General features: G+C 69.2%; 24 protein-coding genes. 9 read left to right on the top strand and 15 right to left on the bottom strand.

Translation table 11 applies throughout. The features are described from left to right. Positions 1-77: 77 nt before the first annotated feature. The 4 genes from ACSFBC_RS11195 to xseB all read right to left on the bottom strand — a co-directional run bounded on the left by ACSFBC_RS11195 (position 78) and on the right by xseB (position 4,335). The gene (locus ACSFBC_RS11195; protein WP_435510395.1) at positions 78-1,160 is read right to left on the bottom strand and encodes a TRAP transporter substrate-binding protein; all 1,083 of its coding nucleotides are present in this window, start codon (positions 1,158-1,160) and stop codon (positions 78-80) included. A gap of 112 nt (positions 1,161-1,272) precedes the next feature. Then, positions 1,273-3,135 (bottom strand): 1-deoxy-D-xylulose-5-phosphate synthase, encoded by a 1,863-nt coding sequence (gene dxs / locus ACSFBC_RS11190; protein WP_435510394.1) that lies wholly within the window; start codon positions 3,133-3,135, stop codon positions 1,273-1,275. A gap of 13 nt (positions 3,136-3,148) precedes the next feature. Then, the gene (locus ACSFBC_RS11185) at positions 3,149-4,069 is read right to left on the bottom strand and encodes a polyprenyl synthetase family protein (protein ID WP_435510393.1); all 921 of its coding nucleotides are present in this window, start codon (positions 4,067-4,069) and stop codon (positions 3,149-3,151) included. Then, positions 4,066-4,335, bottom strand: coding sequence for an exodeoxyribonuclease VII small subunit (xseB, locus tag ACSFBC_RS11180; RefSeq protein WP_435510392.1), 270 nt, complete (start codon positions 4,333-4,335; stop codon positions 4,066-4,068). Before xseB ends, ACSFBC_RS11185 begins: the two co-directional genes overlap by 4 nt. Positions 4,336-4,614: 279 nt before the next feature. Here xseB and ACSFBC_RS11175 point away from each other — a divergent pair, with 279 nt between their 5' ends. From ACSFBC_RS11175 to ACSFBC_RS11140, 8 genes are all read left to right on the top strand, one after another. Further along, positions 4,615-5,757: an aromatic ring-hydroxylating oxygenase subunit alpha gene (locus ACSFBC_RS11175; RefSeq protein ID WP_435510391.1), complete on the top strand. Its 1,143-nt coding sequence runs from the start codon at positions 4,615-4,617 to the stop codon at positions 5,755-5,757. A gap of 121 nt (positions 5,758-5,878) precedes the next feature. Continuing rightward, on the top strand, positions 5,879-6,811 hold the full coding sequence (locus ACSFBC_RS11170) for a DMT family transporter (RefSeq protein WP_435510390.1): 933 nt from the start codon (positions 5,879-5,881) through the stop codon (positions 6,809-6,811). 32 nt (positions 6,812-6,843) lie between these two features. Continuing rightward, positions 6,844-7,764: a sulfurtransferase gene (locus ACSFBC_RS11165; protein ID WP_435510389.1), complete on the top strand. Its 921-nt coding sequence runs from the start codon at positions 6,844-6,846 to the stop codon at positions 7,762-7,764. After that, a complete protein-coding gene (locus ACSFBC_RS11160) occupies positions 7,761-8,306 on the top strand; it encodes a DUF2796 domain-containing protein (protein ID WP_435510388.1) in 546 nt (181 codons plus the stop codon). Before ACSFBC_RS11165 ends, ACSFBC_RS11160 begins: the two co-directional genes overlap by 4 nt. Positions 8,307-8,313: 7 nt before the next feature. Continuing rightward, the gene (locus ACSFBC_RS11155; protein WP_435510387.1) at positions 8,314-9,012 is read left to right on the top strand and encodes an ABC transporter ATP-binding protein; all 699 of its coding nucleotides are present in this window, start codon (positions 8,314-8,316) and stop codon (positions 9,010-9,012) included. Beyond that, positions 9,009-10,271: an ABC transporter permease gene (locus ACSFBC_RS11150; RefSeq protein WP_435510386.1), complete on the top strand. Its 1,263-nt coding sequence runs from the start codon at positions 9,009-9,011 to the stop codon at positions 10,269-10,271. The genes ACSFBC_RS11155 and ACSFBC_RS11150 overlap by 4 nt, the downstream gene beginning before the upstream one ends. A 37-nt stretch (positions 10,272-10,308) precedes the next feature. Further along, positions 10,309-10,881 (top strand): DUF3299 domain-containing protein, encoded by a 573-nt coding sequence (locus ACSFBC_RS11145; RefSeq protein ID WP_435510385.1) that lies wholly within the window; start codon positions 10,309-10,311, stop codon positions 10,879-10,881. Positions 10,882-11,040: 159 nt separating this feature from the next. Next, positions 11,041-12,879 (top strand): DUF3300 domain-containing protein, encoded by a 1,839-nt coding sequence (locus ACSFBC_RS11140; RefSeq protein ID WP_435510384.1) that lies wholly within the window; start codon positions 11,041-11,043, stop codon positions 12,877-12,879. 88 nt (positions 12,880-12,967) lie between these two features. Here ACSFBC_RS11140 and ACSFBC_RS11135 read toward each other — a convergent pair whose 3' ends face one another. The 5 genes from ACSFBC_RS11135 to ACSFBC_RS11115 form a co-directional block, all read right to left on the bottom strand. Continuing rightward, the gene (locus ACSFBC_RS11135; protein WP_435510383.1) at positions 12,968-13,201 is read right to left on the bottom strand and encodes a hypothetical protein; all 234 of its coding nucleotides are present in this window, start codon (positions 13,199-13,201) and stop codon (positions 12,968-12,970) included. 76 nt (positions 13,202-13,277) lie between these two features. Beyond that, a complete protein-coding gene (locus tag ACSFBC_RS11130) occupies positions 13,278-14,174 on the bottom strand; it encodes a ZIP family metal transporter (protein WP_435510382.1) in 897 nt (298 codons plus the stop codon). Positions 14,175-14,299: 125 nt separating this feature from the next. Further along, on the bottom strand, positions 14,300-15,211 hold the full coding sequence (locus tag ACSFBC_RS11125) for a dienelactone hydrolase family protein (protein ID WP_435510381.1): 912 nt from the start codon (positions 15,209-15,211) through the stop codon (positions 14,300-14,302). 106 nt (positions 15,212-15,317) lie between these two features. After that, positions 15,318-16,052, bottom strand: coding sequence for an aspartate/glutamate racemase family protein (locus ACSFBC_RS11120; RefSeq protein WP_435510380.1), 735 nt, complete (start codon positions 16,050-16,052; stop codon positions 15,318-15,320). Between the two features lie 156 nt (positions 16,053-16,208). Next, positions 16,209-17,087, bottom strand: coding sequence for a transporter substrate-binding domain-containing protein (locus tag ACSFBC_RS11115; protein ID WP_435510379.1), 879 nt, complete (start codon positions 17,085-17,087; stop codon positions 16,209-16,211). Positions 17,088-17,326: 239 nt separating this feature from the next. On the opposite strand from ACSFBC_RS11115, the gene ACSFBC_RS11110 reads away from it, so the two are divergent. Beyond that, positions 17,327-18,541: a D-amino acid dehydrogenase gene (locus tag ACSFBC_RS11110; RefSeq protein WP_435510378.1), complete on the top strand. Its 1,215-nt coding sequence runs from the start codon at positions 17,327-17,329 to the stop codon at positions 18,539-18,541. Here ACSFBC_RS11110 and ACSFBC_RS11105 read toward each other — a convergent pair whose 3' ends face one another. The 6 genes from ACSFBC_RS11105 to ACSFBC_RS11080 all read right to left on the bottom strand — a co-directional run bounded on the left by ACSFBC_RS11105 (position 18,542) and on the right by ACSFBC_RS11080 (position 26,317). Beyond that, entirely contained in the window at positions 18,542-20,026 is a 1,485-nt protein-coding gene (locus tag ACSFBC_RS11105) for a PepSY domain-containing protein (RefSeq protein ID WP_435510377.1), read from the bottom strand. 10 nt (positions 20,027-20,036) lie between these two features. Next, on the bottom strand, positions 20,037-22,151 hold the full coding sequence (locus ACSFBC_RS11100) for a TonB-dependent receptor (protein ID WP_435510645.1): 2,115 nt from the start codon (positions 22,149-22,151) through the stop codon (positions 20,037-20,039). A gap of 219 nt (positions 22,152-22,370) precedes the next feature. Continuing rightward, positions 22,371-22,730: a DUF2946 family protein gene (locus ACSFBC_RS11095; RefSeq protein ID WP_435510376.1), complete on the bottom strand. Its 360-nt coding sequence runs from the start codon at positions 22,728-22,730 to the stop codon at positions 22,371-22,373. Positions 22,731-22,765: 35 nt separating this feature from the next. Next, entirely contained in the window at positions 22,766-23,671 is a 906-nt protein-coding gene (locus ACSFBC_RS11090) for a LysR family transcriptional regulator (RefSeq protein WP_435510375.1), read from the bottom strand. Between the two features lie 125 nt (positions 23,672-23,796). Beyond that, entirely contained in the window at positions 23,797-25,077 is a 1,281-nt protein-coding gene (locus ACSFBC_RS11085; protein ID WP_435510374.1) for a M20/M25/M40 family metallo-hydrolase, read from the bottom strand. 28 nt (positions 25,078-25,105) lie between these two features. Beyond that, on the bottom strand, positions 25,106-26,317 hold the full coding sequence (locus ACSFBC_RS11080) for an Lcl C-terminal domain-containing protein (RefSeq protein WP_435510373.1): 1,212 nt from the start codon (positions 26,315-26,317) through the stop codon (positions 25,106-25,108). Positions 26,318-26,335: the final 18 nt, after the last annotated feature.

Below are 26,335 nucleotides of genomic sequence, written 5' to 3'. Positions count from 1 at the left end.
GCCTGTTCGCAGGCGAAAAAAAACCGCGCATCGCGCGGTTTTTCTTTGGGGCGCCGGCCACAGGGCCGGCGTCGGCTTCAGACCTTCACGCCGTTCATGTACTGGTTGAACGGGAACTCGGAGAAGCGGTTCCACAGGATCTGGTCGCGCTGGAAGGTGCGCATGTCCTGGTGGATCTTCTTGAACTCCGGCGACTTGGCTTCGTGCTCGGCGAAGACTTCCATGGCGGTCTTGAAGCCGGCGTCCATGACGGCCTTCGGGAAGGCCTTGAGCTGGGTCTTGTCGGCCACCAGCTTCTTCAGCGCCACCGGGTTGTAGGCGTCGTACTTGGCCGTCATGTCGCGGGCCGCGACCTTGGTGGCGGCATCCAGGATGGCCTTGTTCTCGTCCGACAACTTGGCGAAGGCCTTGTTGTTGATGAAGAACTCGAGGTCGGCGCCGCCTTCCCACCAACCGGGGTAGTAGTAGAAGGGCGCGACCTTGTTGAAGCCCAGCTTCAGGTCATCATGGGGGCCGACGAATTCGGCCGCATCCAGCGTGCCCTTTTCGAGCGCCTGGTACACATCGCCTCCGGGCATGTTCTGCGAGATCACGCCGAGCTTGGCCATCGATTCGCCGAACACGCCGCCGCCCATGCGCATCTTCAGGCCCTTGAGGTCGGCCACGGTCTTGATTTCCTTGCGATACCAGCCACCCATCTGCGTGCCGGTGTTGCCGGCGCTGGCGGTGCGGAAGTTGTACTGCGCAAAGAAGGCGTCCAGCAGCTTGCGACCGTTGCCGTATTCCTTCCAGGAATCGTTCTGGCGGGCGGTCAGGCCGAAGGGCACGGCACAGCTGAACGCGAAGATCGGGTCCTTGCCGGTGAAGTAGTAGGCAGCGCTCTGTGCCATTTCGATGGTGTCGCCCTGCAACGCATCGACCACGCCGAAGGCGGGCATCAGTTCGCCGGCGGGATGCGGCGTGATTTCGAACTTGCCGCCCGACAGGGCCTTCACGGTCTTCGAGAGCATTTCGGCGCTGCCGAAGATGGTGTCCAAGGACCGGGGAAAGCTCGAAGCGAGACGCCAGCGCACGGCCGCCTGGGCGTGCACTGCGGGCGCGATGCCGGCGGCGAGCACGCCAGCGATGCCGGCATTCTTGATAAGGGAACGACGATCCATTGGAATTGACTCCGATTGCAAAGGGGAAAAAAACAAACGCGGCCATGACCGCGTTGAAGACCTTTTGGGTCGCCGAGATTGTAAGAAACGGCTTCCAGCGTCCGGCGGGGGTTTACCCTGCGGAAATCAAGGTGTCGAAGCGCGCCTCGATCGCGCGCGCAATGCCGGCGGCGTCGAGGCCCACACCGGCCAGCAGCTTCGCCGGGTCGCCGTGCTCGATGAACTGGTCAGGCAAACCGAGCTGCAGCACCGGCAAGGCAATGCCCGCGGCCTGCAACGCCTCGAGCACCGCACTGCCCGCGCCGCCCATGACGGCGCCCTCTTCCAGCGTGACGAAGGCATCGTGCGTGGCGGCGACCTGCAGCAGCAGTTCGACGTCCAGAGGCTTGGCCCAGCGCATGTTGAGCACCGTGGCATCGAGCGACTCGGCGGCCGTCAACGCGGGATACAGCAGCGTGCCGAAGGCGAGGATCGCGATGCGCTGGCCTTCGCGACGGATTTCGCCCTTGCCGAAAGGAAGCGCTTCGAGCGTGAGGTGCGGCGTGACGCCGGCGCCCGCGCCGCGCGGGTAGCGCACCGTCACCGGATGGTTCTGCGCATATGCCGTGCTCAGCAACTGGCGGCACTCGCGCTCGTCGGCCGGGCAGGCGATGCTCATGTTGGGGATGCAACGCACGAACGGGATGTCGTAGACACCCGCATGCGTGGCACCGTCGGCACCCACGATGCCTGCGCGGTCGAGCGCGAACACCACCGGCAGGTTCTGGATCGCCACGTCGTGGATCAGCTGGTCGTAGGCGCGCTGCAGGAAGGTCGAGTAGATCGCGACCACCGGCTTGAGCCCTTCGCAGGCCAGGCCCGCAGCGAACGTGACCGCATGCTGCTCGGCAATGCCGACATCGTGGTAGCGGGCCGGGAATTTCTGCTCGAACTCCACCATGCCCGAGCCTTCGCGCATCGCGGGCGTGATGCCGACCAGCCGCCCGTCCTGGGCCGCCATGTCGCACAGCCACTGGCCGAACACCTGCGTGAAGGTCTGCTTGGCGACCGTGGTCGATTTCACCAACCCCACTTGCGGATCGAACTTGCCCGGGCCGTGATAGGCCACCGGATCGGCCTCGGCCAGCTTGTAGCCCTGGCCCTTCTTGGTCACGACGTGCAGGAACTGCGGGCCATCGAGCTGCTTGAGGTTCTCGAGCGTGGGCACCAGCGAATCGATGTCGTGCCCGTCGATCGGGCCGACGTAGTTGAAGCCGAACTGCTCGAACAGCGTGGCCGGCACCACCATGCCCTTGGCATGCTGCTCGAAGCGCTTGGCGAACTCGAACAGCGGCGGCGCGGCGCGCAGCACGCTCTTTCCCACGTTCTTCGCGGCCGCGTAGAAGTTGCCGCTCATCAGTTGCGCGAGGTAGCGGTTGAGCGCGCCCACGGGTGGGCTGATCGACATGTCGTTGTCGTTCAGGATCACCAGCAGCTTGCAGTCCGACACGCCCGCGTTGTTGAGCGCCTCGAAGGCCATGCCCGCGGTCATGGCACCGTCGCCGATGATGGCCACGGCATGCCGGTCCTCGCCCTTCTGCTTGGCCGCCATCGCCATGCCGAGCGCGGCCGAGATGCTGGTCGACGAATGGGCGGTGCCGAAGGTGTCGTACTCGCTCTCGGCGCGCTGCGGAAAGCCCGAGATGCCGCCTTGCTGGCGCAGCGTGGGCATGCGCTCGCGCCGGCCGGTCAGGATCTTGTGCGGGTAGGTCTGGTGGCCCACGTCCCACACCAGCCGGTCGTGCGGCGTGTTGAACACATGGTGCAGCGCGACCGTGAGCTCCACGGTCCCGAGGTTCGAGCTCAGGTGGCCGCCGGTGCGCGACACGTTGTCCAGCACGCAGGCACGCACCTCGTCGGACAGTTGCTTGAGCTGGGCGCGGTCGTACTGACGCAGGACCGAAGGATCGTGGAGGGTGGGGAGCAGCTCGGCCATGGATGTGTTGTTGTTATCGGTCGCGGTCCACGACCATGTGTGCCAGCGCACGCAGCGCATTCGTGTCGGCCAGACCGCTGCGTTCGAGCGCGACCAGGGCCTCGCCCAGCAGTTGCGTGGCCTGCGCGCGCGCGCCGTCGAGGCCCAGCAGCGACACGTAGGTCGGCTTGTCGGCCGCGGCATCCTTGCCGGCGGTCTTGCCCAGGGTCTGCGAGTCGGCGACGACATCGAGGATGTCGTCCACCACCTGGAAGGCCAGGCCCAGCGCCGCGCCGTAGGCGCTCAGCGCGGCCAGCGCCTGGGGGGCCACCTGCTGCGCGCAGGCCGCGCCCATGTCGACGCTGCCCTGCAGCAGCGCGCCGGTCTTCAGGCGGTGCATCTCGCGCAACTGCGCTTCGTTCAAGGCCACGCCGACGCTGGCCAGGTCGATCGCCTGGCCGCCGGCCATGCCCTGGCTGCCGGCCGCGCGCGCCAGCAGCCGGCACAGCGCGGCCTGCACCGCGGGCGCGACGCTGCCGTCATCGGGCGTGAGCAGTTCGAAGGCCAGCGCCTGCAGGGCATCGCCCGCGAGCAGCGCATCGGCCTCGCCGAACTGCACGTGCACCGTGGGCTTGCCCCGGCGCAGCACGTCGTTGTCCATGCAGGGCAGGTCGTCGTGCACCAGCGAATAGGCGTGGATGAGTTCGGTGGCGCAGGCCGCGCGCAATGCGGCGGCAGCGACGCCGCCCACGGCCTCGCTGGCCGCCAGCACCAGCAGCGGCCGCAGGCGTTTGCCGCCATCGAGCACCGCATAGCGCATCGCATCGCCGAGTTGCACCGGCGCATCGACGCCGACCCAGGCCGACAACGCAGCCTCGACGCTGGCCAGGTGCGGGCCGCTCCAGCTCGCCATGCGCTGCGCGTCCCAGCCCGCTGCCGTGTGAACGGCCGTCATTCGGCCGACCACGCCTTGAGGTGGCCCGCGTCGAGCACCTTGATCTGGTCTTCCACGGCTTGCAGCTTGTCGCGGCAGAAGCCCAGCAGGGCCGCGCCGCGCTGGTAGCTGCCCAGCAGCTGGTCGAGCGGCAGCTGGCCGGACTCGAGTTCGTTCACCAGCCGTTCGAGTTCCTGCAGCCCGGCTTCGTAGCTGGCCGGCAGGGGCCCGGTGTCGGCCGCGGTGGCCGGAGCGGTCTGGGAAAGAGGGGGAAGCGCCTTGGGCATGCGGGAGATCGTGGATGAAACGTCGCATTTTAGTTTCCACGGCGCAGCGTGCCGGCACATGCACCAAAAACCGGCACCACCGGCAGCCCCGGCGAGGGAAAATGCCATGAGCGCTTCTGGGGACGATGCCGCTTCGGCGTGCAGGAAAAGGTCCGCCGGGTACAATCACCCCTCTTCCACGCCGGCGCCCGCCGGCGATGTTCTTTCGGGCCGTCGCATCCGCCAGACGGCGCCGCCTTTCCCTTTTTTCTCCCTGTGGGGAGCTTGGTCAGGTCACCCATGTCTGATTTAAGTCTTCAACTGCAGCAGGCCCAGAGCCAACTTCCGGTTTCCGCGTACTTCGACGAAGCCCTTTTCGCTCGCGAGCTGCAGACGCTGTTCGCCCATGGACCGCGCTATGTCGGTCACCGGCTGTCCGTGCCGGAGGTCGGCAACTTCCATACCCTGCCGCAGGAGCACGATGGCCGTGCGCTGGTGCACACGCCCAAGGGCGTCGAGCTGATCTCGAACGTCTGCCGCCACCGGCAGGCGCTGATCCTGCAGGGCCGCGGCGAACTCGATGCGCGCACCGGCGGCAACATCGTCTGCCCGCTGCACCGCTGGACCTATGCCGCCGCCGACCCGCGCGCCACCGGCACGCTGATCGGCGCCCCGCATTTCGAGCAGGACCCTTGCCTCAACCTGCACAACTACCCGATCGAGGAGTGGAACGGCCTGCTGTTCGAGAAAAACCCCGACGGCAGCGGTCGCAACGTGGCGGCCGACCTGGCCAGCCTGGGCCCGCGCGCCGACCTCGACTTCAGCGGCTATGCGCTCGACCGCGTCGAACTGCACGAGTGCAACTACAACTGGAAGACCTTCATCGAGGTCTATCTCGAGGACTACCACGTCGGCCCGTTCCATCCCGGCCTGGGCAGCTTCGTCACCTGCGACGACCTGCGCTGGGAATTCAGCCGCGAGTTCTCGGTGCAGACCGTGGGCGTGGCCAACCGGCTCGGCCGCGCGGGCAGCCCGGTCTACCAGAAGTGGCAGGAGCAGTTGCTTCAATACCGCAGCGGCAAGCCGCCCAAGTACGGCGCGATCTGGCTCACTTACTACCCGCACGTGATGATCGAGTGGTACCCGCACGTGCTGACCGTGTCGACGCTGCATCCGGTGAGCCCGACCAAGACGCTCAACATGGTCGAGTTCTTCTACCCCGAGGAAATCGTCGCCTTCGAGCGCGAGTTCGTCGAAGCCCAGCAGGCCGCCTACATGGAGACCTGCGTGGAAGACGACGAGATCGCCGAGCGCATGGACGCCGGCCGCCGCGCGCTGATGCTGCGCGGCGACAACGAGACCGGTCCCTACCAAAGCCCGATGGAAGACGGCATGCAGCAATTCCACGAGTGGTACAGGTCTCGGCTCGCCCCCAGGTCGTAGCGCACTGCGTGTCGCTACTCCCACCCCCTACCGGGGGCAACACCAGCGGCCGGGCAAAGCCCGTTCCGCGGTGTTCCACGAAAATACCGAACCGCTGCTGAAGCAGGACGACTGAAAAGCGATGCAAGCTCTGTGGATGGTTTTGGGCGCCTTGTTTTTTGCCACCATGGGCCTGTGCGTGAAGATCGCCTCGGCCTGGTTCACCAGCGCCGAACTGGTGTTCTACCGTGGCCTGATCGGCATCGTCTTTCTCTGGCTGCTGGCGCGCAACCGCGGCGTCTCGCTGCGCACGCGCTACCCCGGCATGCACGCGTGGCGCAGCCTGATCGGCGTGGTGTCGCTGGGCGCCTGGTTCTATGCGATCGCGCACCTGCCGCTGGCCACCGCGGTCACGCTCAACTACATGAGCAGCGTCTGGATCGCGGCCTTCCTGGTCGGCGGCGCGCTGCTGGCCTGGGTGCCGGTGCCCGGGCGCGACGGCTCGATCCCCCGGCCGCCGTTCCAGGGAACGATGGTGCTGACGGTGCTGATCGGCTTCGCGGGCGTGGTGATGATGCTCAAGCCCAGCGTCGATGGCAGCCAGGGCTTCGCGAGCCTGATGGGCCTGTTCTCGGGCATGACCGCCGCCTTCGCCTACATGCAGGTGGTGGCGCTCTCGCGGGCCGGCGAGCCCGAAGCCCGGACCGTCTTCTACTTCGCGGTCGGCTCGGCCGTCGCGGGTGGGCTGGTCACGGTGATCGACGGCTTCACGCCCTGGGCCCAATGGTCGTGGGCGCACGCCGCCTGGCTGCTGCCGGTGGGCGTGCTCGCGGCACTGGGCCAGCTGTGCATGACGCGCGCCTACGCCACCGCCAAGACCGAAAGCGGCACGCTGCTGGTCGCCAACCTGCAGTACTCGGGCATCATCTTCGCGGCCTTCTACGGCGCCGTGCTGTTCGACGACCGGCTCGACCTGAGCGGCTGGGCCGGCATGGGCCTGATCATCCTGAGCGGCATCGCCGCCACCTTCCTGCGCCAGCGCTCGCTGCCCAAGGCGCCGGCCGAAGAACACTGACGTTCCTCCCCACGTTCCTGCAAGGAGCTCCCATGTCCACCCCCCGCTACGACACCCTGATCTCCGCCGAACAACTGCAGGCCCTGCAGGCCGCCGGCACGCCGCTGATGGTGTTCGACTGCAGCTTCGACCTGATGAAGCCCGCGGCCGGCGCGGCCCAGTTCCTCGACCTGCACATCGCCGGCGCGGTGTATGCCAGCCTCGACGAAGCACTGAGCGCGCCCCACGGCCTGCCGGGCAAGGACGGCGCGGTGGTGGTGGCGCACGACGACGGCCTGCCCGCCTCGGGCGGCCGCCACCCGCTGCCCAGCCGCGAGAAGTTCGCGACCTGGCTCTCGGGCGTCGGCTTCGCCAACGGCATGCAGGCCGTGGTCTACGACCGCAACGGCGCCAACTACTGCGGCCGGCTCTGGTGGATGCTGCAGTGGATGGGCCACGAAGCCGTCGCGGTGCTCGACGGCGGCCTGCAGGCCTGGCAGGCCGCGGGCGGCGCGGTGGCGCAGGGCGAGGAGCCCGCGCACTTCCAGTCGAACTTCGTGCCGTCGGCACCGCGCGTCGCGCTGGTCGGCACGCAGCAGGTTGCGGCCGGGCTCGGCGATGCGCGCCAGACGCTGATCGATGCACGCGCCGGCGCACGATATCGCGGCGAGGTGGAACCTCTGGACCCGATTGCCGGTCACATCCCCGGGGCGCTCAACCGCCCCTTCGCCGAGAACATCGGTCCGGACGGCAAGTTCAAGCCCGCCGCGCAGTTGCGCGCCGAATTCGAAACGCTTCTGGCCGGACGCGATCCCTCGACGGTCGTCCATCAGTGCGGCAGCGGCGTGAGCGCCCTGCCCAACCTGCTCGCCATGCGGATCGCGGGCCTGGGGCCGACCGCGCTCTATGCCGGCAGCTGGAGCGAATGGAGCAACACGCCGGGGCTGCCGACCCGGCAAGGCGCCGAACCATGACCCGAGGACTGTCCCGTCTTCTCCTTCTCTCCGCCGCACTGCTCGCGCTGCCCTTCGCCGTTCAGGCGCAGCAGGCGGCCCATGTGCATGGCCAAATCAAGCTCGACGTCGCAGTCGAAGGCCCGACCGTCGTGATCACGATGCAAGCACCGCTGGACAACTTCCTGGGCTTCGAGCGCGCGCCGCGCAACGACGCCGAGAAGAAGACGGTCGACGAGGCCGTGGCCAAGCTGCGCGCCGCCGACACCCTGTTCGCCATCGATCCGGCCGGCAACTGCAAGCGGGGCCCGGTCGAGCTGCGCGCACCGGTGCTGGGCCTGGGCAAGGCCGACGCCGCGGCGGCGGCGACCGGCAGCCATGCCGACATCGACGCCACCTTCGCCTTCAACTGCGCCACTGCCCCGGCCGTGAAGTTCATCGACGTGGCGCTGTTCACCGCCTTCAAGGGCCCGCGCCAGATCGAGGTCCAGATCGTCTCGCCGCAGGGCCAGTTCAAGCGCACGCTCAAGCGGCCCAACGCGCGGCTCGCGTGGGGCAAGTGACGCAGGCATGAGCCAGGTGCTCGCCATCGAAGCGCTGCGCTTCGGCTGGCCGGGCGCGGCGGCGCCGTGCATCGACATCGAGCAGCTCGAGGTCATGGCCGGCGACACGCTGTTCCTGCACGGCCCCAGCGGCTGCGGCAAGAGCACGCTGCTGTCGCTGATGGCCGGCGTGCTGGTGGCCGATGGCGGGCGCGCCACGCTGCTGGGCCACGACTGGGCCGCGCTCTCGGGCGCGGCGCGCGACCGCTGCCGCGTGGCGCACGTGGGCTACATCTTCCAGCAGTTCAACCTGCTGCCGTACCTGAGCGTGCTCGACAACGTGCTGCTGCCTTGCCGCTTTTCCGACCGCCGTCGCAGCCGCGCTGCACAGCAGCACGGCACGCCACGCGCCCAGGCCGAGGCCCTGCTCGCGGGCATGGGCCTGGACACCACGCTGTGGCGGCGCCCGGCGCTGCAACTGTCGGTCGGCCAGCAGCAGCGCGTGGCGGCGGCGCGCGCACTGATCGGCCAGCCCGAACTGGTGATCGCCGACGAGCCCACCTCGGCGCTCGACGAGGACCACCGCGAGGCTTTTCTCGACGTGCTGCTGGCGGCCTGCGAGGCACACCGCAGCGCGCTGGTGTTCGTGAGCCACGACCAGCGCATCGCCGCGCGCTTCGGCCGTGTGCTCCGGCTGCCGGACCTCAACCGCGCCGCCGCCCGATGAGCGCGCTGTTCTCCATCGCCTGGCGCAGCGCCTGGAACCGCCGCTTCACGCTCGTGCTGACGGTGCTGTCGATCGCGCTGTCGACCTTGCTGCTGCTGGGCGTGGAACGCATCCGCACGCAGTTGCGCGACAGCTTCTCGTCGGCGGTATCAGGCACCGACCTGATCGTGGGTGCGCGCACCGGTTCGACCGAGCTGCTGCTGTACTCGGTGTTCCGCATCGGCGCGGCCACCCACAACATCGCCTGGACCAGCGTGCAGGCGCTGTCGGCGCACCCGGGCGTCGACTGGGTCGTGCCGCTGTCGCTGGGCGATTCGCACCGCGGCTTCGCGGTGCTCGCGACCACGTCCGGCTACTTCACGCACTTCCACTACGGCGACCGCCAGCCGCTGGTGCTGCGCGAGGGCCGGCCCTTCGACGGGCTGTTCGATGCCGTGGTGGGCGCCGAGGTGGCCGAGCGCCTGGGCTACCGGATCGGCCAGCGCATCACGCTGGCGCACGGCACGGGCGAGCTGCTCGTGGCCGAGCATGCCGACAAGCCCTTCACCGTGGTCGGCATCCTCGCGCGCACCGGCACGCCGGTCGATCGCACGGTGCACATCGGGCTCGAGGCGATGGAAGCCCTCCACGCCGACTGGCGCGGCGGCGCGCCGCTGCCCGGCCTGCGGCTGTCGGCCGAACAGGTGCGCCAGCTCGACCTCACGCCGAAGAACGTGACGGCCGCGCTGGTCGGCCTGAAGAACCGGTCGGCGGTGTTCAGCGTGCAGCGCTGGGTCTCGACCTACGGCGGCGAGCCGCTGATGGCGGTGCTGCCCGGCGTGGCGCTGGACGCGCTGTGGGACATGGTCGGCGTCGGCGAGAACGCGCTGCTGCTGATGTCGGCACTGGTCGCGCTGGTCAGCCTCGCGGGCCTGGTGTCGGTGGTGCTGGCCGGGCTCGACCAGCGCCGGCGCGAGCTCGCGGTGCTGCGCGCGGCCGGCGCGGGGTTGCGGCATGTGCTGGTGCTGCTGGCCATCGAAGGTGCGCTGGTCACGCTGGCCGGCGTGCTGCTCGGCGCGGCGGCGGCCGTGCTGGGCATCGCTGCGCTGTCGCCCTGGCTGCAGTCACACTTCGGGCTCACACTGGCGCTGTCGGCCCCGACCGCGAACGAGGCGCTGCTGCTGGCCGCGCTGCTCGGCGCAGGCTGGTTCGCCAGCCTGCTGCCCGCGCTGCGCGCCTACCGGCTCTCGCTGGCGGACGGCCTGTCGCCGCGTCTTTGAAACGAATACCGTCGCCGTTGCACCCAGGACCCCTCTCATGAAGCTCATCCACTTGCTGCGCGCTCTCGTCCTCACCGCGGGCACCTTCGCCATGCTGCCCTCGCCGGCGGCCGAACCCGCGGCACCGGCCAAGGCCAGGCCTGGCGCGGTGCGCGAGATCGTCTGGGACGAACTGGTGCCCAAGGACTGGGACCCGATGAAGGACTTCAGCGCCACCGACATCGGCCGGCTGCAGGACGGCGACCCGCGCGCCACCGCGCTCATGAAGAAGATGCAGCAAGCCTTCGACAACGCGCCGGTCAATGCCGCGCTCGACGGCGCGCAGGTCAGGATCCCCGGCTACATCGTGCCGCTGGAGCAGAAGAAGGCCGGCGAGATCACCGAGTTCCTGCTGGTGCCCTACTTCGGCGCCTGCATCCACACGCCGCCGCCGCCGGCCAACCAGATCCTGCACGTGCACCCGTCCAAGGCTGCGAAATTCCGCGCCATGGACGCGGTCTGGGTGACCGGCACGCTCAAGGCCGCGCGCAGCGATTCGGGCATGGGCGTGGCCGGCTACCGCCTGGATGCGCAGAGCGTGACGGCCTACGGCGGCGGGGCGAAGAACTGAGCGGGCGCGTGCAGCTGCCTCGGGGCTGACACGCAGGGCGGAAACGCACTGACACATCTGGGGTCGGCCCTGGGGCCAGGGTGAACGTTGAGAGGATGGCGACACGCAGACGATGCGCGCGGTCGCGGATCCCAATCGACACCACCAGGACTCGAGACCATGGCCCCACTCCCACGCTCGGCGCCGCGCGCCGGCTTCATGCTCGCAACCATGAGTGCCGCCGTGCTGGCGCTCGCGGGCTGCAACGACAAGCCGGCCGGAACGCCGGCTGCAGCACCCGCCCCGGCCCCCATGGTGGCCGCGGTCCCGGCGCCGCCGCCACCACCCGCCTACGTGCCGCCCTCGGCCGAGCAGTTGACCCAGATGGTCGCGCCGATCGCGCTCTACCCCGACAAGCTGGTGGCACAGGTGCTGGCCGGCGCCACCTATCCCGAACAGGTCACGGCGGCCGACCTGTGGCTCGCGCAGAACGCGCAGCTCAAGGCCGGTCCGCTGGCCGACGCCGCGGAGCGCCAGCCCTGGGACCCGAGCATCAAGTCGCTGACCGCCTTCCGCACGGTGCTCGACCAGATGGCCAAGAACCTGCCCTGGACCACCGCGCTCGGTGAGGCCTACTACAACGACCCGACCGACGTGCTCAATGCGGTGCAGGTGATGCGTGCACGCGCCCAGCGCGCGGGCCGGCTCAACAGCACGCCGCAGCTCAAGGTGGCCGCAGCCGCGGCGGCGCCGGTTTACAGAGACGACCCCAATGCGCAGCCGATCTATGCCGGGCCGCCGATCATCGAGGCGCCGCAGCAACTCATCACCATCGCGCCGGCGCAGCCCGACGTGGTCTATGTGCCCCGCTACGACCCGCAGCAGATCTACGGCGAGCCGGTGCGCGTCTACCCTGGCTACGCCTATGCCCCGCCGCAGCCTGTCCATGCGCAGCCGGGCTACAGCAATGCGCAGATCGCCACGACCGGCGCCTTGACCTTCGGGCTCGGCGTGGTCGTCGGCAGTGCCATCCAGCGCCACGACTGGGGCTGGAATTCGTGGGGCATGCACTGGGGCGACCGGGGCCGCGAACCGCGGCGACACGACGGTGGCCCACCGGAGCGGCGTGCACAGGACCGACCGGCCGTGATCTACAACCAGTCGACCTACGTCTCGCGTTCCGAGACGATCACGAACAACAACGTCCGCAACGTCTACTACAACAACAACGCGCCCGCGCCGCGGCAGCAACCACCGCAGCCCCAGCCGCCGGCGCAGCGCGTGCAGGCGGAACAGCAGCAGCAGTTCCAGCAGCAACAGCAACGAGCGCAGGACCAGCAGGCCCGCCAGCGCGACCAGCAGATGCAGGCGCAGCGTGACCAGGTCCGGCAGCAGCAGGAACAGCAGCGTCGGCAACAAATGCAGGCGCAAGCCCAGCAGGCGCAAGCCCAGCAGGCGCAGCAAGGGCAGCAGCGGGCCCAGCAGGAAGAAGCACGCCGGCAACAACAGGCCGCCGATCAGCAGCGCCAGAGCCAGCGGGCCCGTGGCGAGCAGGAGCAACAGCGCCAGCGGCAACAGCAGGAGCAGGTGCGCCAGCAACAACAAGGCCGGATCCAGCAGGACCAGCAGCAACAGGCCCGACAACAACAGGAGCGCGCGCAGCGCCAGCAGATCGATGCGCAGGCGCGGCAGCAAGACCAGGTCCGACAGCAACGGCAGCAGCAACAAGAGCAGGCGCGTCGACAGCAACAACAGCAGCAGCAACAGGCCCAGGAGCGGCAGCGCCAATCACAGGAGCAGCAGCGGCAGCAGGCGGTACAGGCGCAGCAGGCCCAACAACAGCAGCAAGTTCAGCAACGCCACCAGCAGGAGCAGGCGCAGCGACAACAGCAGGAACAGGCCCGACAGCAGCGCCGTCAGGCCCAGGAGCAGGCGCGTCAGCAGCGCTCACAGCCGCCTCAAGGCGCTGCGGGCCAGCATTCACCCGGCCGTCGACCGGGCGACGAGCAGCGGCCTTGATCGCGCGGTGCGCCGCCGCCGAGGTCAGCGGCGCGCGCGTGGCGCTGCGCGCTGAATCGGCCCGCCGGGGCGAGCCGTCGAACAAGCCCTAATCGGGGGCCTGCATGATCCGGTCGTGCTCCTCGTCCGCCGGCACGTTGTCGGCGTCGAGTTCGCTGGCATCGCTGAGGTCGATGCCGGTCTCCTCCGCCAGTTCATCGGTGGCCGAGGGCTCGGACACATCGAGGCTGTCGCCCAGGCTCTCTTCGGCGTCGTCGAGGTCGTTGGCATCGTCCACCGGCAAGGGCGGTGCGGTGCGCGGGCGCGGGTCGGCTGCGGTCATGGCTCGGGTCTCCAGCAAGGACGGAATGAGGCCGTCCATGCTGCGCCTCTTCACGCGCGCATGCAACCGATCCCGCTCAGTGCCTGGGGTCGGAACCGTGCCCGGTTTCGCTGTGCGAATGTCCTGCGGCACCATGGTCGTGCGCATGGCCATGGTCATGCCCGCCATGGGCGAGCCGGCTCACCAGCGTCACCAGCACGATGCCGACCACCAGCCACGCGATCTGCGCCATGGTCTGGCGCGCCGGCAGTTGCTTCTGGAGTTGCGGGATCAGGTCGGCCAGCGCCACATAGATGAAGCTGCTGCTCGCCAGCACCAGGAAATACGGCAACCAGCCATGCAGCTGGTCGACCAGCCACCAGCCGACGAGCCCGCCCAGCGCGGTCATGGTGCCGGCCAGCGAGACCTTGAGGAAGGCGGCGCGCGGATTTGCCGAAGTCTGGCGCAGCACCACCAGATCACCGATGTGGTGCGGCACCTCGTGCGCCAGCACCGCCAGCGCCGCCACCAGGCCCAGGCGCACGTCGGCGATGAAGGCCGAGGCGATCAGGATGCCGTCGCCGAAGCAATGCACGCTGTCGCCGGTGAGCACGGCCCAGCCCCCGGCGCGCGGCGCATGGGCATGCCCATGGACGTGGTCGTGACCGTGGTGCGAGTGTTCGTGGCCCTGCGTCTCGGCCGCGTTGTGCTCGTGCCCGTGGTGCCACAGCTCGGCCTTGTCGAGCAGAAAGAAGAACACCACGCCGAACAGCAGCGCGGCGAACAGCATCGTCGGCGCGATGCCGCTTTCGAAGGCTTCGGGCAGCAGGTGCATGAAGGCCGTGGCCAGCAGCGCGCCCGCGGCCAGGCTCAGCAGGTGCTGCGGGTTGACGCCGCCGGCGCTGCGCACGCCGACGCGCATCAGCAGCGCGGCGATCCAGACGCTTCCGATGCCCGCGACCAGGGTGGCGGCCAGGATGATCAGCAAATTCATGACGTTCTTCTTGCGTTCAATCAGTTCGCGGGCACGGCGCCCGCGGGTTCGATCCCAAACAAAAACCGCCCCGAGGGGCGGCTTTTCGTCATGCCGGCGGGAGCGATCGCCCGCTCCCCAAGGGATCAGGCGACGCCGTTGGCTTTGAACCAGGCCAGTGCGCGTTTCCAGCCGTCTTCGGCCGGCTCCTTGACGTAGCTCGGCCGGTAGTCGGCATGGAAGGCATGGCCCGCTTCGGGGTACACGACGAATTGCGAAGCCTTGGCAGCGTCCGATCCGGTCGCCAAGATTGATTTCATCTTATCAATAGTGTCAAGGGGGATGCCCTGGTCCTTGCCGCCGTAGAGGCCGAGCACCGGCGCCTTGAGCGCCGCGGCGACGTCGACCGGATGTCGCGGCGTGTTCTCGCTGGCCTGCCCGACCAGCCGGCCGTACCAGGCCACGCCGGCCTTGACCTTGCCCGTGGCCGCGTAGAGCCACACGATGCGCCCGCCCCAGCAGAAGCCCGTGATGCCGGCCTTGGACACATCGCCGCCGTGGAGCGCCGCGTACTGCAGCGCGCCGTCGAGGTCGGCCATCACCTGCGCATCGGGCACCTTCGACACCAGCTCGCTCTGGAGCTTGGGGATGTCGGTGTAGTTCTTGGGGTCGCCCTGGCGCGCGTAGAGTTCGGGCGCGATGGCCAGGTAGCCCAGCTTGGCGAAGCGGCGGCAGGTGTCGGCGATGTACGCGTGCACGCCGAAGATTTCCTGGATCACGAGGATCACCGGCAACCCGGTCTTGCCCGAGGGCGCGGCCGCATAGGCCGGCACCTGGAAGCCGTTGACGGTGTAGGTGATCGGGCCGGCCTGCAGGCCGTCGTCGGAGGTCGTGATGGCCGTCTGCGCCGCGATCGGCAGCGTGGCCGCCGCATAGCCAACGCCCAGCGCGGCCTTGAGTGCGGTGCGGCGCGTCGCGCCCTGTGCGGTGCTGTCGCCGGGGCGCAGCGAATCGAAATCGGCTTGCTGGTCGGAACGCGAATCGGCTAGAGAAGACATGCTCACTCCTGTGAAGGGACGGGACATTGCAAGGGGGGTGCGCGGTGCGAAAGCGCACCGGCAAGCGCGCGCCGCGATGGGCGCAGCTGCAATGTAGGGCAGTTCCCTAAGACCTGGCGTAGGCGCGGTCCGCCAATGCGGACGCCAGCACGCGGGCCGGATCGACCAGCTTGAGCCCTTGCACCGCCGCCGCGCCCTGCAGGCCCAGCGGCACCTCGGTGCAGCCCATGACGATGGCCACGTCGCCGTGGCGCTCCGACAGTCGCAAGGCCACCTCGGCAAAGCAGGCTTCGGCCAGCGGCATGTCGCCGGCCTTTACGCCGTCGTAGATGCCGCGCATCAGCAGGCTGCGCTCCTCGGCCGTGGGCAGATGGCATTGCAGACCGGTGTCGGCCAGCGCCTGTTCGTAGAGGCGCACCCGGTAGGTGCCCTCGGTCGCCATCAGCGCGACCTGCGTCTCGCCGCGGGCCGAGAGATGGGCCGCGACCTCGCGCGCCACGTGCAGCACTTCGATCTGCGGGAAGCGCTGCTGCAGCGTGGCATGCCAGGCATGCGCGGTGTTGCAGGCGATCGCGACCGCGCGGCTGCCCAGCGCGGCGAGCCGGCCCAGCGCCTGCAGCATCGGCTCGAGCGGCTGGTGCGCGCCCTCGCCCGTGCGTTCGAGCGCGCCACTGCGGTCGGGCACCGGCACCTGCGCGAGCCAGTGCTCGGGGAAGGACTGGTCGCGCACCGGCTCGCCCGCCGCGCGCATGTGCTGGGCACAGGCGTCGACGAAGAGCCGCACGAAATCGGCGCCCGCCGCCGGGCCCATGCCTCCCAGAATGCCCACGACCTGTGTCATCGAACTCGCTCTAAAAATGAAACTCGGACAACGCGCACCCGGCCGATGGGTCTGTGCCAGAAACACCGCGGAACCGGCTTGGCCGGGCCGCTGGTGTTGCCCCCTCGAAGGGGGTTGGCGAAGCGACACGCAGTGCGCGAAGACTGGGGGTGGGCATCAGGTCGCGGGTTTGTCGCTTGGCGTCTTGATGTTCTCGCGCAGCTCGTCGCTCAGCGGCAGGCCGACGGGCAGGCCCTTGGGCGGGATCGGGCCGAGGAACCACTTGTTGTAGAGCTTCTCGAACTCGCCCGACTTCATCAGGCCGACGATCACGCCGTCGACCAGCGCCTTGAACTGCGGATCGTCCTTGGGCAGCATGCAGGCGTAGGGCTCGACCTGCAGCGCGTCGCCCACCACTTCGAGGCTGGCCGGGTTCTTGGAGTTGGAGCGCAGCCCGTACAGCAGGATGTCGTCCATCGCGAAGGCCGAGGCGCGGTCGCTCTCGACCAGCAGCAGCGCATCGGCATGGTCCTTGGCCGACACGATGTCGATGTCGAGCTTCTTCTCCTCGTTGTACTTGCGCACCACCAGCATGTTGGTCGTGCCGGTGGTGATCGCCACCTGCTTGCCCTTGAGGTCGGCGTAGTTCTTGATGCCCGAGGTCTTCTTCACCAGCAGGCGGGTGCCGGTGTAGAAGTGGTTGATCGCGAAGGACACGTCCTTGCCGCGCGCGCTGTTGTTGGTGGTCGAGCCGCACTCGACATCGACCGTGCCGTTCTGCAGCAGCGGGATGCGGTTCTGCGAGGTCACGGCCATCCACGACACCTCGAGGTTCGGCTTGTTGAGCTTCTTCTTGACCTCCGCCGCGATCGCGTTCGACAGGTCGACCGAGAAACCGATCGGCTTGCTCGGGCCGTCCAGGTAGCTGAAGGGCACGGACGATTCGCGATAAGCCATCGTGATCTTGTTCGCCGCGGCGACCTTGGCCAGCGTGTCGGCCGCCTGGGCGCCGGTGGCGGTCAGCAGAACGGCGGCCATCAGTACGGAGAGTTTCATGCGAGCCCTTTCAGTGTTCGGGTGGGAAGACGTCGAAAACCGACGCGGAAGCCCAGTGTAGGAAGTTGTCACAAGAAAGCCATCATTCCTTTTACGCCCTCCCCCATGCCCCAAAGTTATGCGCGGCCCCACCCATGCGTTCCGGCTATGGGTGTGGGTGCTTTTGGCATTTCCGGATTCGCAGCCGCGCGCCTAGAGTTGCGGCATTGCAGCAATCGACAACAAGAAAAGGATCCGCCATGCGTGTGTGCGTGATGGGTGCCGGCATCGTGGGCCTCGCCACGGCCTGGCAGCTGCTAAAGGACGGCCATGAGGTGACCGTGATCGACCGCGCCGCCCCCGGCGCGGGTGCGAGCGGTGGCAACGGCGCGCAGCTGAGCTACTCCTATGTGCAACCGCTGGCCGACCCGTCGATCTGGAAACAGCTGCCCAAGCTGCTGCTGGCCGCCGATTCGCCGCTCAAGCTGCGGCCGCGGCTCGACCCGCTGCAGTGGCGCTGGGGCATCGAGTTCATGGCTGCCTGCAACGCGCAGACCTCGCGCGAGAGCACGGCTGCACTGCTCACGCTGGCCGCGGCCAGCCGCCTGGGCTTCGAAGCCATGCGCGCCGAGATCGCGGCCGATTGCGATTTCTCCGCCACCGGCAAGCTGGTGCTCTACCAGGATGCCCAGGGCCTCGAGGGCGCGCGCCGACAGGTCGAGCTGCAGCGCCGCATGGGCAGCGAACAGACGTTGGTCACGCCCGCGGACTGTGTGGCGATCGAACCCGCGCTGGCCGGCTACCAGGCGCGCATCGCGGGCGCGGTCCACACGCCCAGCGAGTGCGCGGCCGATTGCCTCAAGGTCTGCCTGGCGCTCGAACGGGCGCTGCGCGCACACGGCGTGCGCTTCCTGCTCGGCACCGAGGTGCAGGGTTTCGACACCCGCCAGAACCGCGTGACCGCCGTGCGCACCAGCGATGCGGGCGCGGTCGAGGCCGATGCCTTCGTGATGGCGCTGGGCACGGCCTCGCACCGGCTGGGACGCAAGCTGGGCAGCTCGCTGCCGGTGTATCCGCTCAAGGGCTACAGCATCACGCTCGACGTGGACGATGCCGTGGGCGCCGCGCCGCGCGTGAGCGTGACCGACAGCGCACGCAAGGTGGTGTTCGCACGCATCGGCTCGCGGCTGCGCGTGGCCGGCATGGCCGAGCTGGTGGGCGAAGACACGCGCATTCCCGCCGACCGCATCGCGACGCTGGCCGCCGCCACGCGCGCCGTGTTCCCGCAGATCGAGCGCTTCGACGACCTGAGCCCCTGGACCGGCATGCGCCCGGCCACCCCCACCGGCCTGCCGATCATCGGCCGGCGCGCGGCCGCACCGGCCAACATGCTGTTCAACACCGGCCACGGCGCGCTGGGCTTCACGCTGGCCTTCGGCTCGGCGCAACGCATCGCCGAGACGCTGCGCGGTTGATCAGGCTCTCGCGGCCCCGAGCTTCCTGCCCAATCGGCGCCAGCCGATCACCACGCCGGTCAGGCTCAACACCGCACCGCCCCCGCTCAGCAGCACCAGCAGGATGTCCCACAGCGGCCGGCGCTCGAGCAGCGGCAACCAGTCCCAGCTGTGCAGCATCGCGAACAGCCAGCGGCTCGCGCGCCGCAGCCGATCGGTGCGGCCCAACACCGCGCCCGTGGACGGGTCGACGTGCACCCAGGTCTGCGGCGCGTCGTCGAACACCACGCGCCAGATGGGCAGCGGCTTCTCGGTGCCGCCCATCATGGTGTGGGCGTCGCGCGCGTAGTAGTGCATGTCGTAGGCCCGGAGCACTTCGATGCGCACGACCGCATCGGGCAGCAGGCGCGCCACGGCGGCCTTCAATGCGGCCTCGTCGATCGCCGTCCGCACACCGTCGGAGGCCAGCAGCTGCGGCCGGCCCGCCGCACCCCGCACCAGCACCAGCGTGCGCCCGTCGACCTTCTCCCATTGCAGCTCGCGCACATCGCCGCCGGCCGAGGCCAGCAGGACGGCAGGCGCCGCGTCGCGTTCGCCGAGCACCAGCGGCCCGCCGTTCATCGCGGCCACATGCAGCGCAGGCGCGCCGCTGTCGAAGATGCGCCAGGGGTTCATCGACATCAGGCCGCTGAAGATCCAGGTCAGCGTGATGAGGGCGAACAGCAGCCCGGTGATGTGATGCCAACGCATCATGAAACCGCGGTAAGGCGAACGCGAGCCGCTCTTGTAGCGGCCTGCGAAGCGCCAGCGCATGACGCCGACCACGGTGCCCGCGAGGGTCACCGCGATGCCCAGGATCGACAGCCAGTTCACGATGTCGGCCCAATAGGGATCGAAGACGTTGCCGCGCAAGGGATAGAGCCAGTGGATCCAGGCGCCGACGTAGTTCCAGAGCCGCTCGGCGTGCGGCGCGTCGCGCACCACCTCGCCGGTGGTGCCGGAGATGTAGAGCAGCGTCGACGCCGCATCGTCGAGCTGCACGCGGTGCAGCGGCCGGTGCGCATCGAGGCCGCGCGAATGGCTGAAGGCGTCTTCGTCGAGGGTGCCGTCCGCGTGCAGCGCCACACCGGGGCCGGCGTAGGCGCGCGCGCTGGCCAGCACGTGTGCCTCGTCGACCTGACGCAGCACGGTGCCGGTCTGCGCATCGATCACCACCGCGGCACGCTTCTGTGCAGGCACCGCGAGGTACACCGCGCGCCCCCCGCTGGCCGCGGCGAGCCGCAGCGACTGCAGCGGCCCCTGCAGGCCCGCCGCATCGAGCGCCTGCCGCGGTCCCATGAGCGGCGCCGAAGCATCGAGTGTCGGCAGGTGCTGCAGCCGCTCCTCGGCCGTGAGCTTGGGATAGCCCACGTACATCATCACCACGCCCGAGACGAACCACATCGCGAAGAAAGCGCACGCGACGATGCCCAGCCAGCGGTGGATCAGGAACAGCCAGCGTTTCATCGGATGGCCCTCAGAACGCCGCGCGCAGCGTGAGGTCCGCCGTGCGCGGCGCGCCGAGGTAGGCCTGGGTGCTGCTCACGTTGGCCGCGTAGAGCTTGTCGGTGGCGTTGCGCACGCGACCGATCAGCGTGACCGACTTGTTGATCCTCCAGCTCAGGCCCAGGTCGAGCAGCGTGTAGGCCGGCCAGGTCATGGTGTTGGCCGCGTCTGCGTAGACCTTGCCGACGCGGCGCACGCCCACGCTGGCCTGCACGGCCGGCGTGAAGGCGTACGACACCCAAAGGTTCGCCACGGTCGACGGCGTGTTGATCGGCGTCTTGCCGGCCAACGACACACCGCCCTGGCGGAACTGGTCGTACTGCGCGTCGACATAGGTGAAGTTGCCCTGCAGCGACCATTGCGCCGTGGGCTGCAGGCCCACCGCCACCTCGACGCCCCGTGCCGACTGTTGGCCCACCCCCACCGTCAGGGCGCTGTTGTTCGGGTCCTGCGTGGCGATGTTCTTGCGCGTGATGTCGTAGGCCGCGACCGTGGCCGTGCCCTTGCCCTGCCAGAAGTCCAGCTTGCTGCCGAGCTCGAACTGGCGTCCGGTCGTGAGTTCGCTGTTGTTCATCACGTCGGAGAACGAGGCCGTCGACAGCACACCCGAGGGCGGGTCGGCCGCGGTCGCGTACTGCGCGTAGAGGTTGGCGCCCGGCGCGAAATCCCAGACCAGGCCGATGCGGCCGGTGGTCGGGCTGTAGCTGCGGCTGAAGCTCGCGGGGCTGGCGGCCGTGACCGCGCGCTGGTTCGTGAGCGCGAGGTCGATGCGCTCGTGGCGCAGCGCGGTCACGAGATTGAGCGCGGGCCGCAGCGCGGTGCGGTTTTCCAGGTAGAGCGCGGTGGTCTTGATCTCATTGTTGCGGTCGGGGTTGAAGCCCGGCTGCATGCGCGGCACGTTGAAGAAATTCTCGGTCGCGAACTGGTAGGGGTTCACCGTGCTCACGGTGGCCGGCAGGCTGTTCGGGAAGCGTGTCTGCCGGTTGCGGCTCAGGTCGAGCCCGAAGGACCAATCGCTGCGCAGCCCGCCGATGCGGCCGTTGTAGAGCCCGTCGATGCGGTCGCCCACCACCTGCTGGTCGTGGCGCTGCAGAAACGCAGCTGAACGGATCACCGCAGTGTTGCTCGCGTTGAAGCGGTAGCTCTCGACGTTGCGGTAGTCGCGCAGCGCGTCGTAGACGTAGAAGGTGTTCTTGAACTGCAGCGTGTCGCTGGCACGCAGCTCGGTGATCGAGCGCAGCCACTGCACTTCCTGCGCGTAGATGCCGTCGGCGCTGTTGTAGTTCTTGAAGCGCGTGGCCGCGTCGACGCGCAGCGTGCCGACGGCCGGATTGAGCACCGGCGTGCCCCAGTAAGGCCGGCCGACCTGCTCCTTCTGGTATTCATAGGCCAGCGTGTGGGTCAGGCCGCCGCCGAGGTCCGACAGCAGCGAGGCGGCCAGCTGGGTCGAGCGCGCATCGGTGCCGTCGGTCCAGCTGCCGGCGTCGCGGTGGTTGAGGTCGATGCGCAGGTAGTGGCTGCCCGCGCCGCCATCGCCCGCGATGCGGCGGTTGAGGCCGACCGAGGCTTCCTTCAGGTCGTCGCTGCCGGCGCGCAATTGCACTTCGGAGAAATCGCTGCGCTCGGCCGTCTTGGTGATGTAGTTGATCGAGCCGCCCACGCCGCCGGCGCCGAACAGGAAGCTCGACGGCCCGCCGATCACCTCGACCCGGTCGTAGATCCAGCTGTCGACCGGTCGCGCCGCGATCGAATACTGCACGTTGATGCCGTTGAACATCTGCGACAGCGAGCCGCTGCCGAAGCCGCGGTAGCTCACGCCGATCGAGCCCGGCGCGTTGTGGGCCGTGATGCCGGGCACCGCGCGCAGGATCTCCTGCGTGTCCTGCGCGCCGCGCGCGTCGATGGTGGCGCGGTTGACCACCGTGACCGAGGCCGGCGTCTCGCGCACGCTCAGGCCCAGCCGGCTGCCGGTCTCGGCTTGCGTGTCGAGGTTGAGCCGGCCGTTGCCGCGCGGCGCGTCGTCGGTGACCTCGACCTGCGGCAGCGAGGCCGTGGCGCTTTGGGCCATCGCGCCGACGCACGCCATCAGCGATGCGGCGGCCAGAAGAGAGCGACGCGCGCGCAGGGCGCGGTCGACGGAAGAAGAACGGGACATGGAAAACACTCACTCACTGAAGAACGCGACCACGCGATGCGCAGTCGCTTGCCGCGAAGCCGCCGATTCAAATATCGGGCGGTCGCGGAGCCTCGAGGGTGCAGCCGCACGCGCGCCATCAAGGCCCGCGAGGGATGCAGCGATGGGACTTCAGGAAAGGTGGGGCGGCCCGCGCGCCGGCAGCGGCGCGGCGGTGGCCGCGGCGATGCGCGCCGCGGGGATCGACTGCAGCGCACGGCCCAGGGGCAGCGGCATCGCGATCTGCATCGGTTCGAGGGTGGGCGGCGGTGCACCGGCCAGCAGGCACAAGGGGCAGTCGGTGCCGACGCTGCCCAGCTCCTGCGCGCCATCGTCGGTCTGCACGATCACCTTGATCATGCCGGCCGTCGAGCACACCAGCTCCATCGCCTGCGGATGCACGATCGGCGCGGCGACCGCCACGCCCAGCGACAGCAGGAACCAGGCCAGCACGCAACGGTGCAGGAAGGTGATGCGGCGCAGGGTGGACATGGGGCGGGATTATGGCGTGAATGTGAACGACGGGCTCACGCCCCCATCTGCTCGATCGCCTGCCGCATCGCCAGCGTGATCGCGCGCACCACCACCGAATCGGGCCGGCCCGACAGGCGCAGTGCGCGGATCGGCACCGGGATGTGCGGCTCCAGCGCCAGCACATCGACCTTGGCGCGGTCGGCCGAGGCGGCCGTGCAGCCGTCGACCAGCGCCACGCCCAGGCCGTGATGCGCCATGGCCAGTGCCGCGTGGTAGGTCTGCACCGTGACCACCGCCTGGTGAAAGCCCACGCCGGCCTGGCGGCAGGCCTGGCTCAGGCTGGTGCCCACGGGGTCGCGGCTGTCGAGGCCGACCACCGGCCGCTCGGCCAGGTCGTGCAGCGCCACCGAGCCGTTGCGCACCAGCGCGCGCGGCAGCATGCCCTTGGGCGCGATGCACACCATGCGGCTGTCGGCCAGCGTCTCCTGCAACAGCGAGGGGTGCACCGCCGGACTGAACGCGAAACCCACGTCGGCCTGCTGCGACAGCAATGCCGACAGGATCTGCGGCGAGTGCAGCGACTCGACCGTCACCGCCACGCCCGCATGCTTTTCGCGAAAGATCTTGAGCGCGCGCGGCAGCACCTCGTAGCTCAAGGCCAGCACGCTGAGGATGCGCAGCTCGCCGGTGTCACCCGCGGTGCGCAGATTCGAGGCCAGCCGCTGCACCTCGTCGAGCTGCGCGAACAGGCGTTCGATGTGCGGGTACAGCGCGAGCGCCTCGGTGGTTGCCGTGAGCCGACCCTTGGCGCGCTGGAACAGCGGAAAACCCAGCTGCAGCTCCGCATGCTGCAATGTGCGGCTGACCGCCGGCTGCGTGATGTTGATCAGCCGCGCCGCCGCGCTCACGCTGCCGGTGAGCATGATCGCGTTGAAGACCTCGATGTGGCGCAGGCGCATGAGGACTCAGCGGCTGGATGACTTCTTCGTGGAACACCGTGGAACCGGCTTCGCCGGGCCACAGGTGTTGCCCCCGGCAAGGGGTTGGCGAAGCGACACGAAGTGCGCGAAGACTGGGGGCGAGCTCATTTCACGCGGGCGATGTCCATGATCAGCCGCATGCCCAGGTACAGGCGCGGCACGATCGAATCGATCAGCACGTATTCCGCATCGGCCGAATGCGCGCCGAAGCCCTGCAGGCCGAAGCGCTCGATGACGGGCGCCTTGGTCTTGAGCGCCGCGAAGGCCGCGTCGGTGCCGCCACCGGCCGCCTTGTCGTCGGCGCCCAGCGGCAGGCCGAGCTCGTCCTTGTAGATCCGCTGCGCATGGGCAGCCAGGGCGCGCGAGGCGTCGGTGGCTTCCAGCGGCGGGCGGCGGCGCTCGAATTTCAGTTCAACCCTGGCCTCGGGGATGAGCTGCTTCTTCACGCGCTCGTTCACCTGCTGCTCGATGCGGTCGTAGTCGCTGACCTTGAGCACGCGCACGTCGGCGCCGGCCGTGGCGCTGGCCGGAATCACATTGCGGTTGCTGCCCGACTTGGAGATGGTCCAGTTCATCTTGAGGCCCGTAGCCGGGTCGGACAGGTCGCGCATCTGCAGGATCTGATGCGACAGCTCGTACAGCGCGTTCACGCCCATCTCGGGCGCGGAGCCCGCATGCGAAGCCTTGCCCGTGACGTTCAGCGTGACGGACGCGATGCCCGCCGTGGCCAGCGAAAGCTTGTCGTCCTTGACGTAGGCCCCCTCGAAGGACATGACGGCATCGTGTTCTGCGCCCATGCGCGTGATGAGCCCGCGCGCGCCGGGCGAGCTGATCTCCTCGTCGCCGTTGATGAGCACGGTGAGCGTGCCGTAGTCCTTGAACGGCATCGACTGCAGCATCGACACGATGTGCAGGATCACCGCGATGCCCTGCTTGTCGTCGGCGATGCCCAGGCCGTAGGCCTTGTCGCCGTCGATGCGGAACGGCTGCCGGGCCAGCATGCCCCGGGTGTAGACCGTGTCCATGTGTGCGATGAGCAGGATCTTCTTCTGGCCCGTGCCCTTGAAGGTGGCGCGCACCACGCGGCCCAGCTTCTCGGGCGTGTCTTCCATGCGGTAGGCCTCGGCGCTCGGGTCGATCAGCTCGACCTCGCCACCCAGGGCCTTGAATTTCGCGGCGATGAGGTCGGAGATCTTCTCCAGGCCTTCGAGGTCGCGGCTGCCGGACTCGATGGCCACCAGCTGCGCCAGCGAATCGAGCAGCGGCTGCTTCTGCGCGGCCGCCAGATCGGCGATGCGCGGGTCGGGCGCTGCCGCGGCGGCGCCGGCCAGCAGCATCGGCAGCAATGCACGGGCGAAGAAGGTGCGGGCGGGATGAAAAGGCATGTATTGGTTTCTGATCGGGATGATGGGATCACTCGCGCACGAGCCGGACCCCGAGGTGCATGATGCGCGCCTCGCAGTGGAGGGTGCCGCTGTCGCTCAAGACCCAGGCGCTGACCGAAGCCCGCGCGGACTCCGTTTCGGCGCGGGCGTCGCAGACGGTGGACGACCAGTGGCCCACGCGCCGGGCGTCATCGCCCGGTGCCGGGAAGCCGGTGGCGGGGAACGCGAAGCGCTCGGCTTCGCGCTGCGCCAGGCTGTTGACTTCCTTGATCGTGGGCAGGCGCCAGCCCGCTTGCGCGCTCGCGCGCTGCAAGGCCTGCACATAGTCGTAGCGCCTGGCGCCCCCGGTGCAGCGCCGGCCGTTCCAGCCCTGCGGCTCCGCGCAGCGACGCCACACCAGGCCGGTGTGGCGGTCCTCGACCGCACCGCCGGCCACGCCGCGCTCGTCGGGCAACTCGCGCCAGCGGTCGGTTGTCGGCACGGCCGGCCCCCGCACCAGGCGAACGAAGAGCGGTGGCGGCTTGCGCGCCATGTCGGGGTCGCAGTCGTAGACATGGGCGTTCTCGAAGTTCACGCACCAGACGCTGGCATCGTCTCGCCACTCCGACGTCAGGTAGACCGCCGGCACGGTGTTGGGGAACCAGCGCGCATTGATGAGCGCCTGCTCGGCCAGCGGCCGCGCGGGGCGCACATCGGCCGTCCGCGCCTTGCCCAGGTCGACCAGGCCGTGCAGTTCGGCCACGGTGGGCAGGCGCCAGTCCGCGTACCCGCACAGCCGGCTCGCATTCACCTCGGCCACATAGGCCAGGGCTCCGCCCGGCCGGCCATCGCCGTGGAAGGAATAGGCGTCACTGTGGCCGCGGCTGCCGGGCACCGGCTTGTTCTGCGGACCGTAGCCCTCGGTGTCGAAGCGGGGCGAGCCCTCCGGGCCGTCGCGCAGCACGGGCCAGGGTTGCTTGCCGCTGTCGGGCTTGCCTTCCCAGACGAGGCCGGACACGCGGTCGCGCACGCAGGCGGTCAGCGGCTGCCCCGGCACGGCCTCGTAGGCCATCGGCCCCGCGCCCTGGAGGCCATCCTGCTTGGGCACCAGCGTCAACGGTCCGGCATCGGTGCAAGCCTGCGGCGCGGGCCAGCCGTCCGGCTGGAAGCCCAGGCATTGGCGAACGCCGGTGGGCGGCACCTTCACGGCCGGCTGCGCACTGGCAGGCGCCGCGGCCAGCCCCAGAAGGGCGGCCGCCATGGCGAAGGCATGCCTCGG

Source organism: Variovorax frigidus (assembly GCF_051216515.1).
Lineage (GTDB): Bacteria > Pseudomonadota > Gammaproteobacteria > Burkholderiales > Burkholderiaceae_C > Variovorax.
Note: the sequence above shows the minus strand (reverse complement) of the source record. Positions and strands in the feature narration are given on the sequence as shown.

Coding starts and splice junctions, on each gene's coding strand:
- ACSFBC_RS11195 (WP_435510395.1), bottom strand. CDS start 1,160: ATGGATCGTCGTTCCCTTATCAAGAATGCCGGCATCGCTGGCGTGCTC.
- dxs (WP_435510394.1), bottom strand. CDS start 3,135: ATGGCCGAGCTGCTCCCCACCCTCCACGATCCTTCGGTCCTGCGTCAG.
- ACSFBC_RS11185 (WP_435510393.1), bottom strand. CDS start 4,069: ATGACGGCCGTTCACACGGCAGCGGGCTGGGACGCGCAGCGCATGGCG.
- xseB (WP_435510392.1), bottom strand. CDS start 4,335: ATGCCCAAGGCGCTTCCCCCTCTTTCCCAGACCGCTCCGGCCACCGCG.
- ACSFBC_RS11175 (WP_435510391.1), top strand. CDS start 4,615: ATGTCTGATTTAAGTCTTCAACTGCAGCAGGCCCAGAGCCAACTTCCG.
- ACSFBC_RS11170 (WP_435510390.1), top strand. CDS start 5,879: ATGCAAGCTCTGTGGATGGTTTTGGGCGCCTTGTTTTTTGCCACCATG.
- ACSFBC_RS11165 (WP_435510389.1), top strand. CDS start 6,844: ATGTCCACCCCCCGCTACGACACCCTGATCTCCGCCGAACAACTGCAG.
- ACSFBC_RS11160 (WP_435510388.1), top strand. CDS start 7,761: ATGACCCGAGGACTGTCCCGTCTTCTCCTTCTCTCCGCCGCACTGCTC.
- ACSFBC_RS11155 (WP_435510387.1), top strand. CDS start 8,314: ATGAGCCAGGTGCTCGCCATCGAAGCGCTGCGCTTCGGCTGGCCGGGC.
- ACSFBC_RS11150 (WP_435510386.1), top strand. CDS start 9,009: ATGAGCGCGCTGTTCTCCATCGCCTGGCGCAGCGCCTGGAACCGCCGC.
- ACSFBC_RS11145 (WP_435510385.1), top strand. CDS start 10,309: ATGAAGCTCATCCACTTGCTGCGCGCTCTCGTCCTCACCGCGGGCACC.
- ACSFBC_RS11140 (WP_435510384.1), top strand. CDS start 11,041: ATGGCCCCACTCCCACGCTCGGCGCCGCGCGCCGGCTTCATGCTCGCA.
- ACSFBC_RS11135 (WP_435510383.1), bottom strand. CDS start 13,201: ATGACCGCAGCCGACCCGCGCCCGCGCACCGCACCGCCCTTGCCGGTG.
- ACSFBC_RS11130 (WP_435510382.1), bottom strand. CDS start 14,174: ATGAATTTGCTGATCATCCTGGCCGCCACCCTGGTCGCGGGCATCGGA.
- ACSFBC_RS11125 (WP_435510381.1), bottom strand. CDS start 15,211: ATGTCTTCTCTAGCCGATTCGCGTTCCGACCAGCAAGCCGATTTCGAT.
- ACSFBC_RS11120 (WP_435510380.1), bottom strand. CDS start 16,052: ATGACACAGGTCGTGGGCATTCTGGGAGGCATGGGCCCGGCGGCGGGC.
- ACSFBC_RS11115 (WP_435510379.1), bottom strand. CDS start 17,087: ATGAAACTCTCCGTACTGATGGCCGCCGTTCTGCTGACCGCCACCGGC.
- ACSFBC_RS11110 (WP_435510378.1), top strand. CDS start 17,327: ATGCGTGTGTGCGTGATGGGTGCCGGCATCGTGGGCCTCGCCACGGCC.
- ACSFBC_RS11105 (WP_435510377.1), bottom strand. CDS start 20,026: ATGAAACGCTGGCTGTTCCTGATCCACCGCTGGCTGGGCATCGTCGCG.
- ACSFBC_RS11100 (WP_435510645.1), bottom strand. CDS start 22,151: ATGGCGTGCGTCGGCGCGATGGCCCAAAGCGCCACGGCCTCGCTGCCG.
- ACSFBC_RS11095 (WP_435510376.1), bottom strand. CDS start 22,730: ATGTCCACCCTGCGCCGCATCACCTTCCTGCACCGTTGCGTGCTGGCC.
- ACSFBC_RS11090 (WP_435510375.1), bottom strand. CDS start 23,671: ATGCGCCTGCGCCACATCGAGGTCTTCAACGCGATCATGCTCACCGGC.
- ACSFBC_RS11085 (WP_435510374.1), bottom strand. CDS start 25,077: ATGCCTTTTCATCCCGCCCGCACCTTCTTCGCCCGTGCATTGCTGCCG.
- ACSFBC_RS11080 (WP_435510373.1), bottom strand. CDS start 26,317: ATGGCGGCCGCCCTTCTGGGGCTGGCCGCGGCGCCTGCCAGTGCGCAG.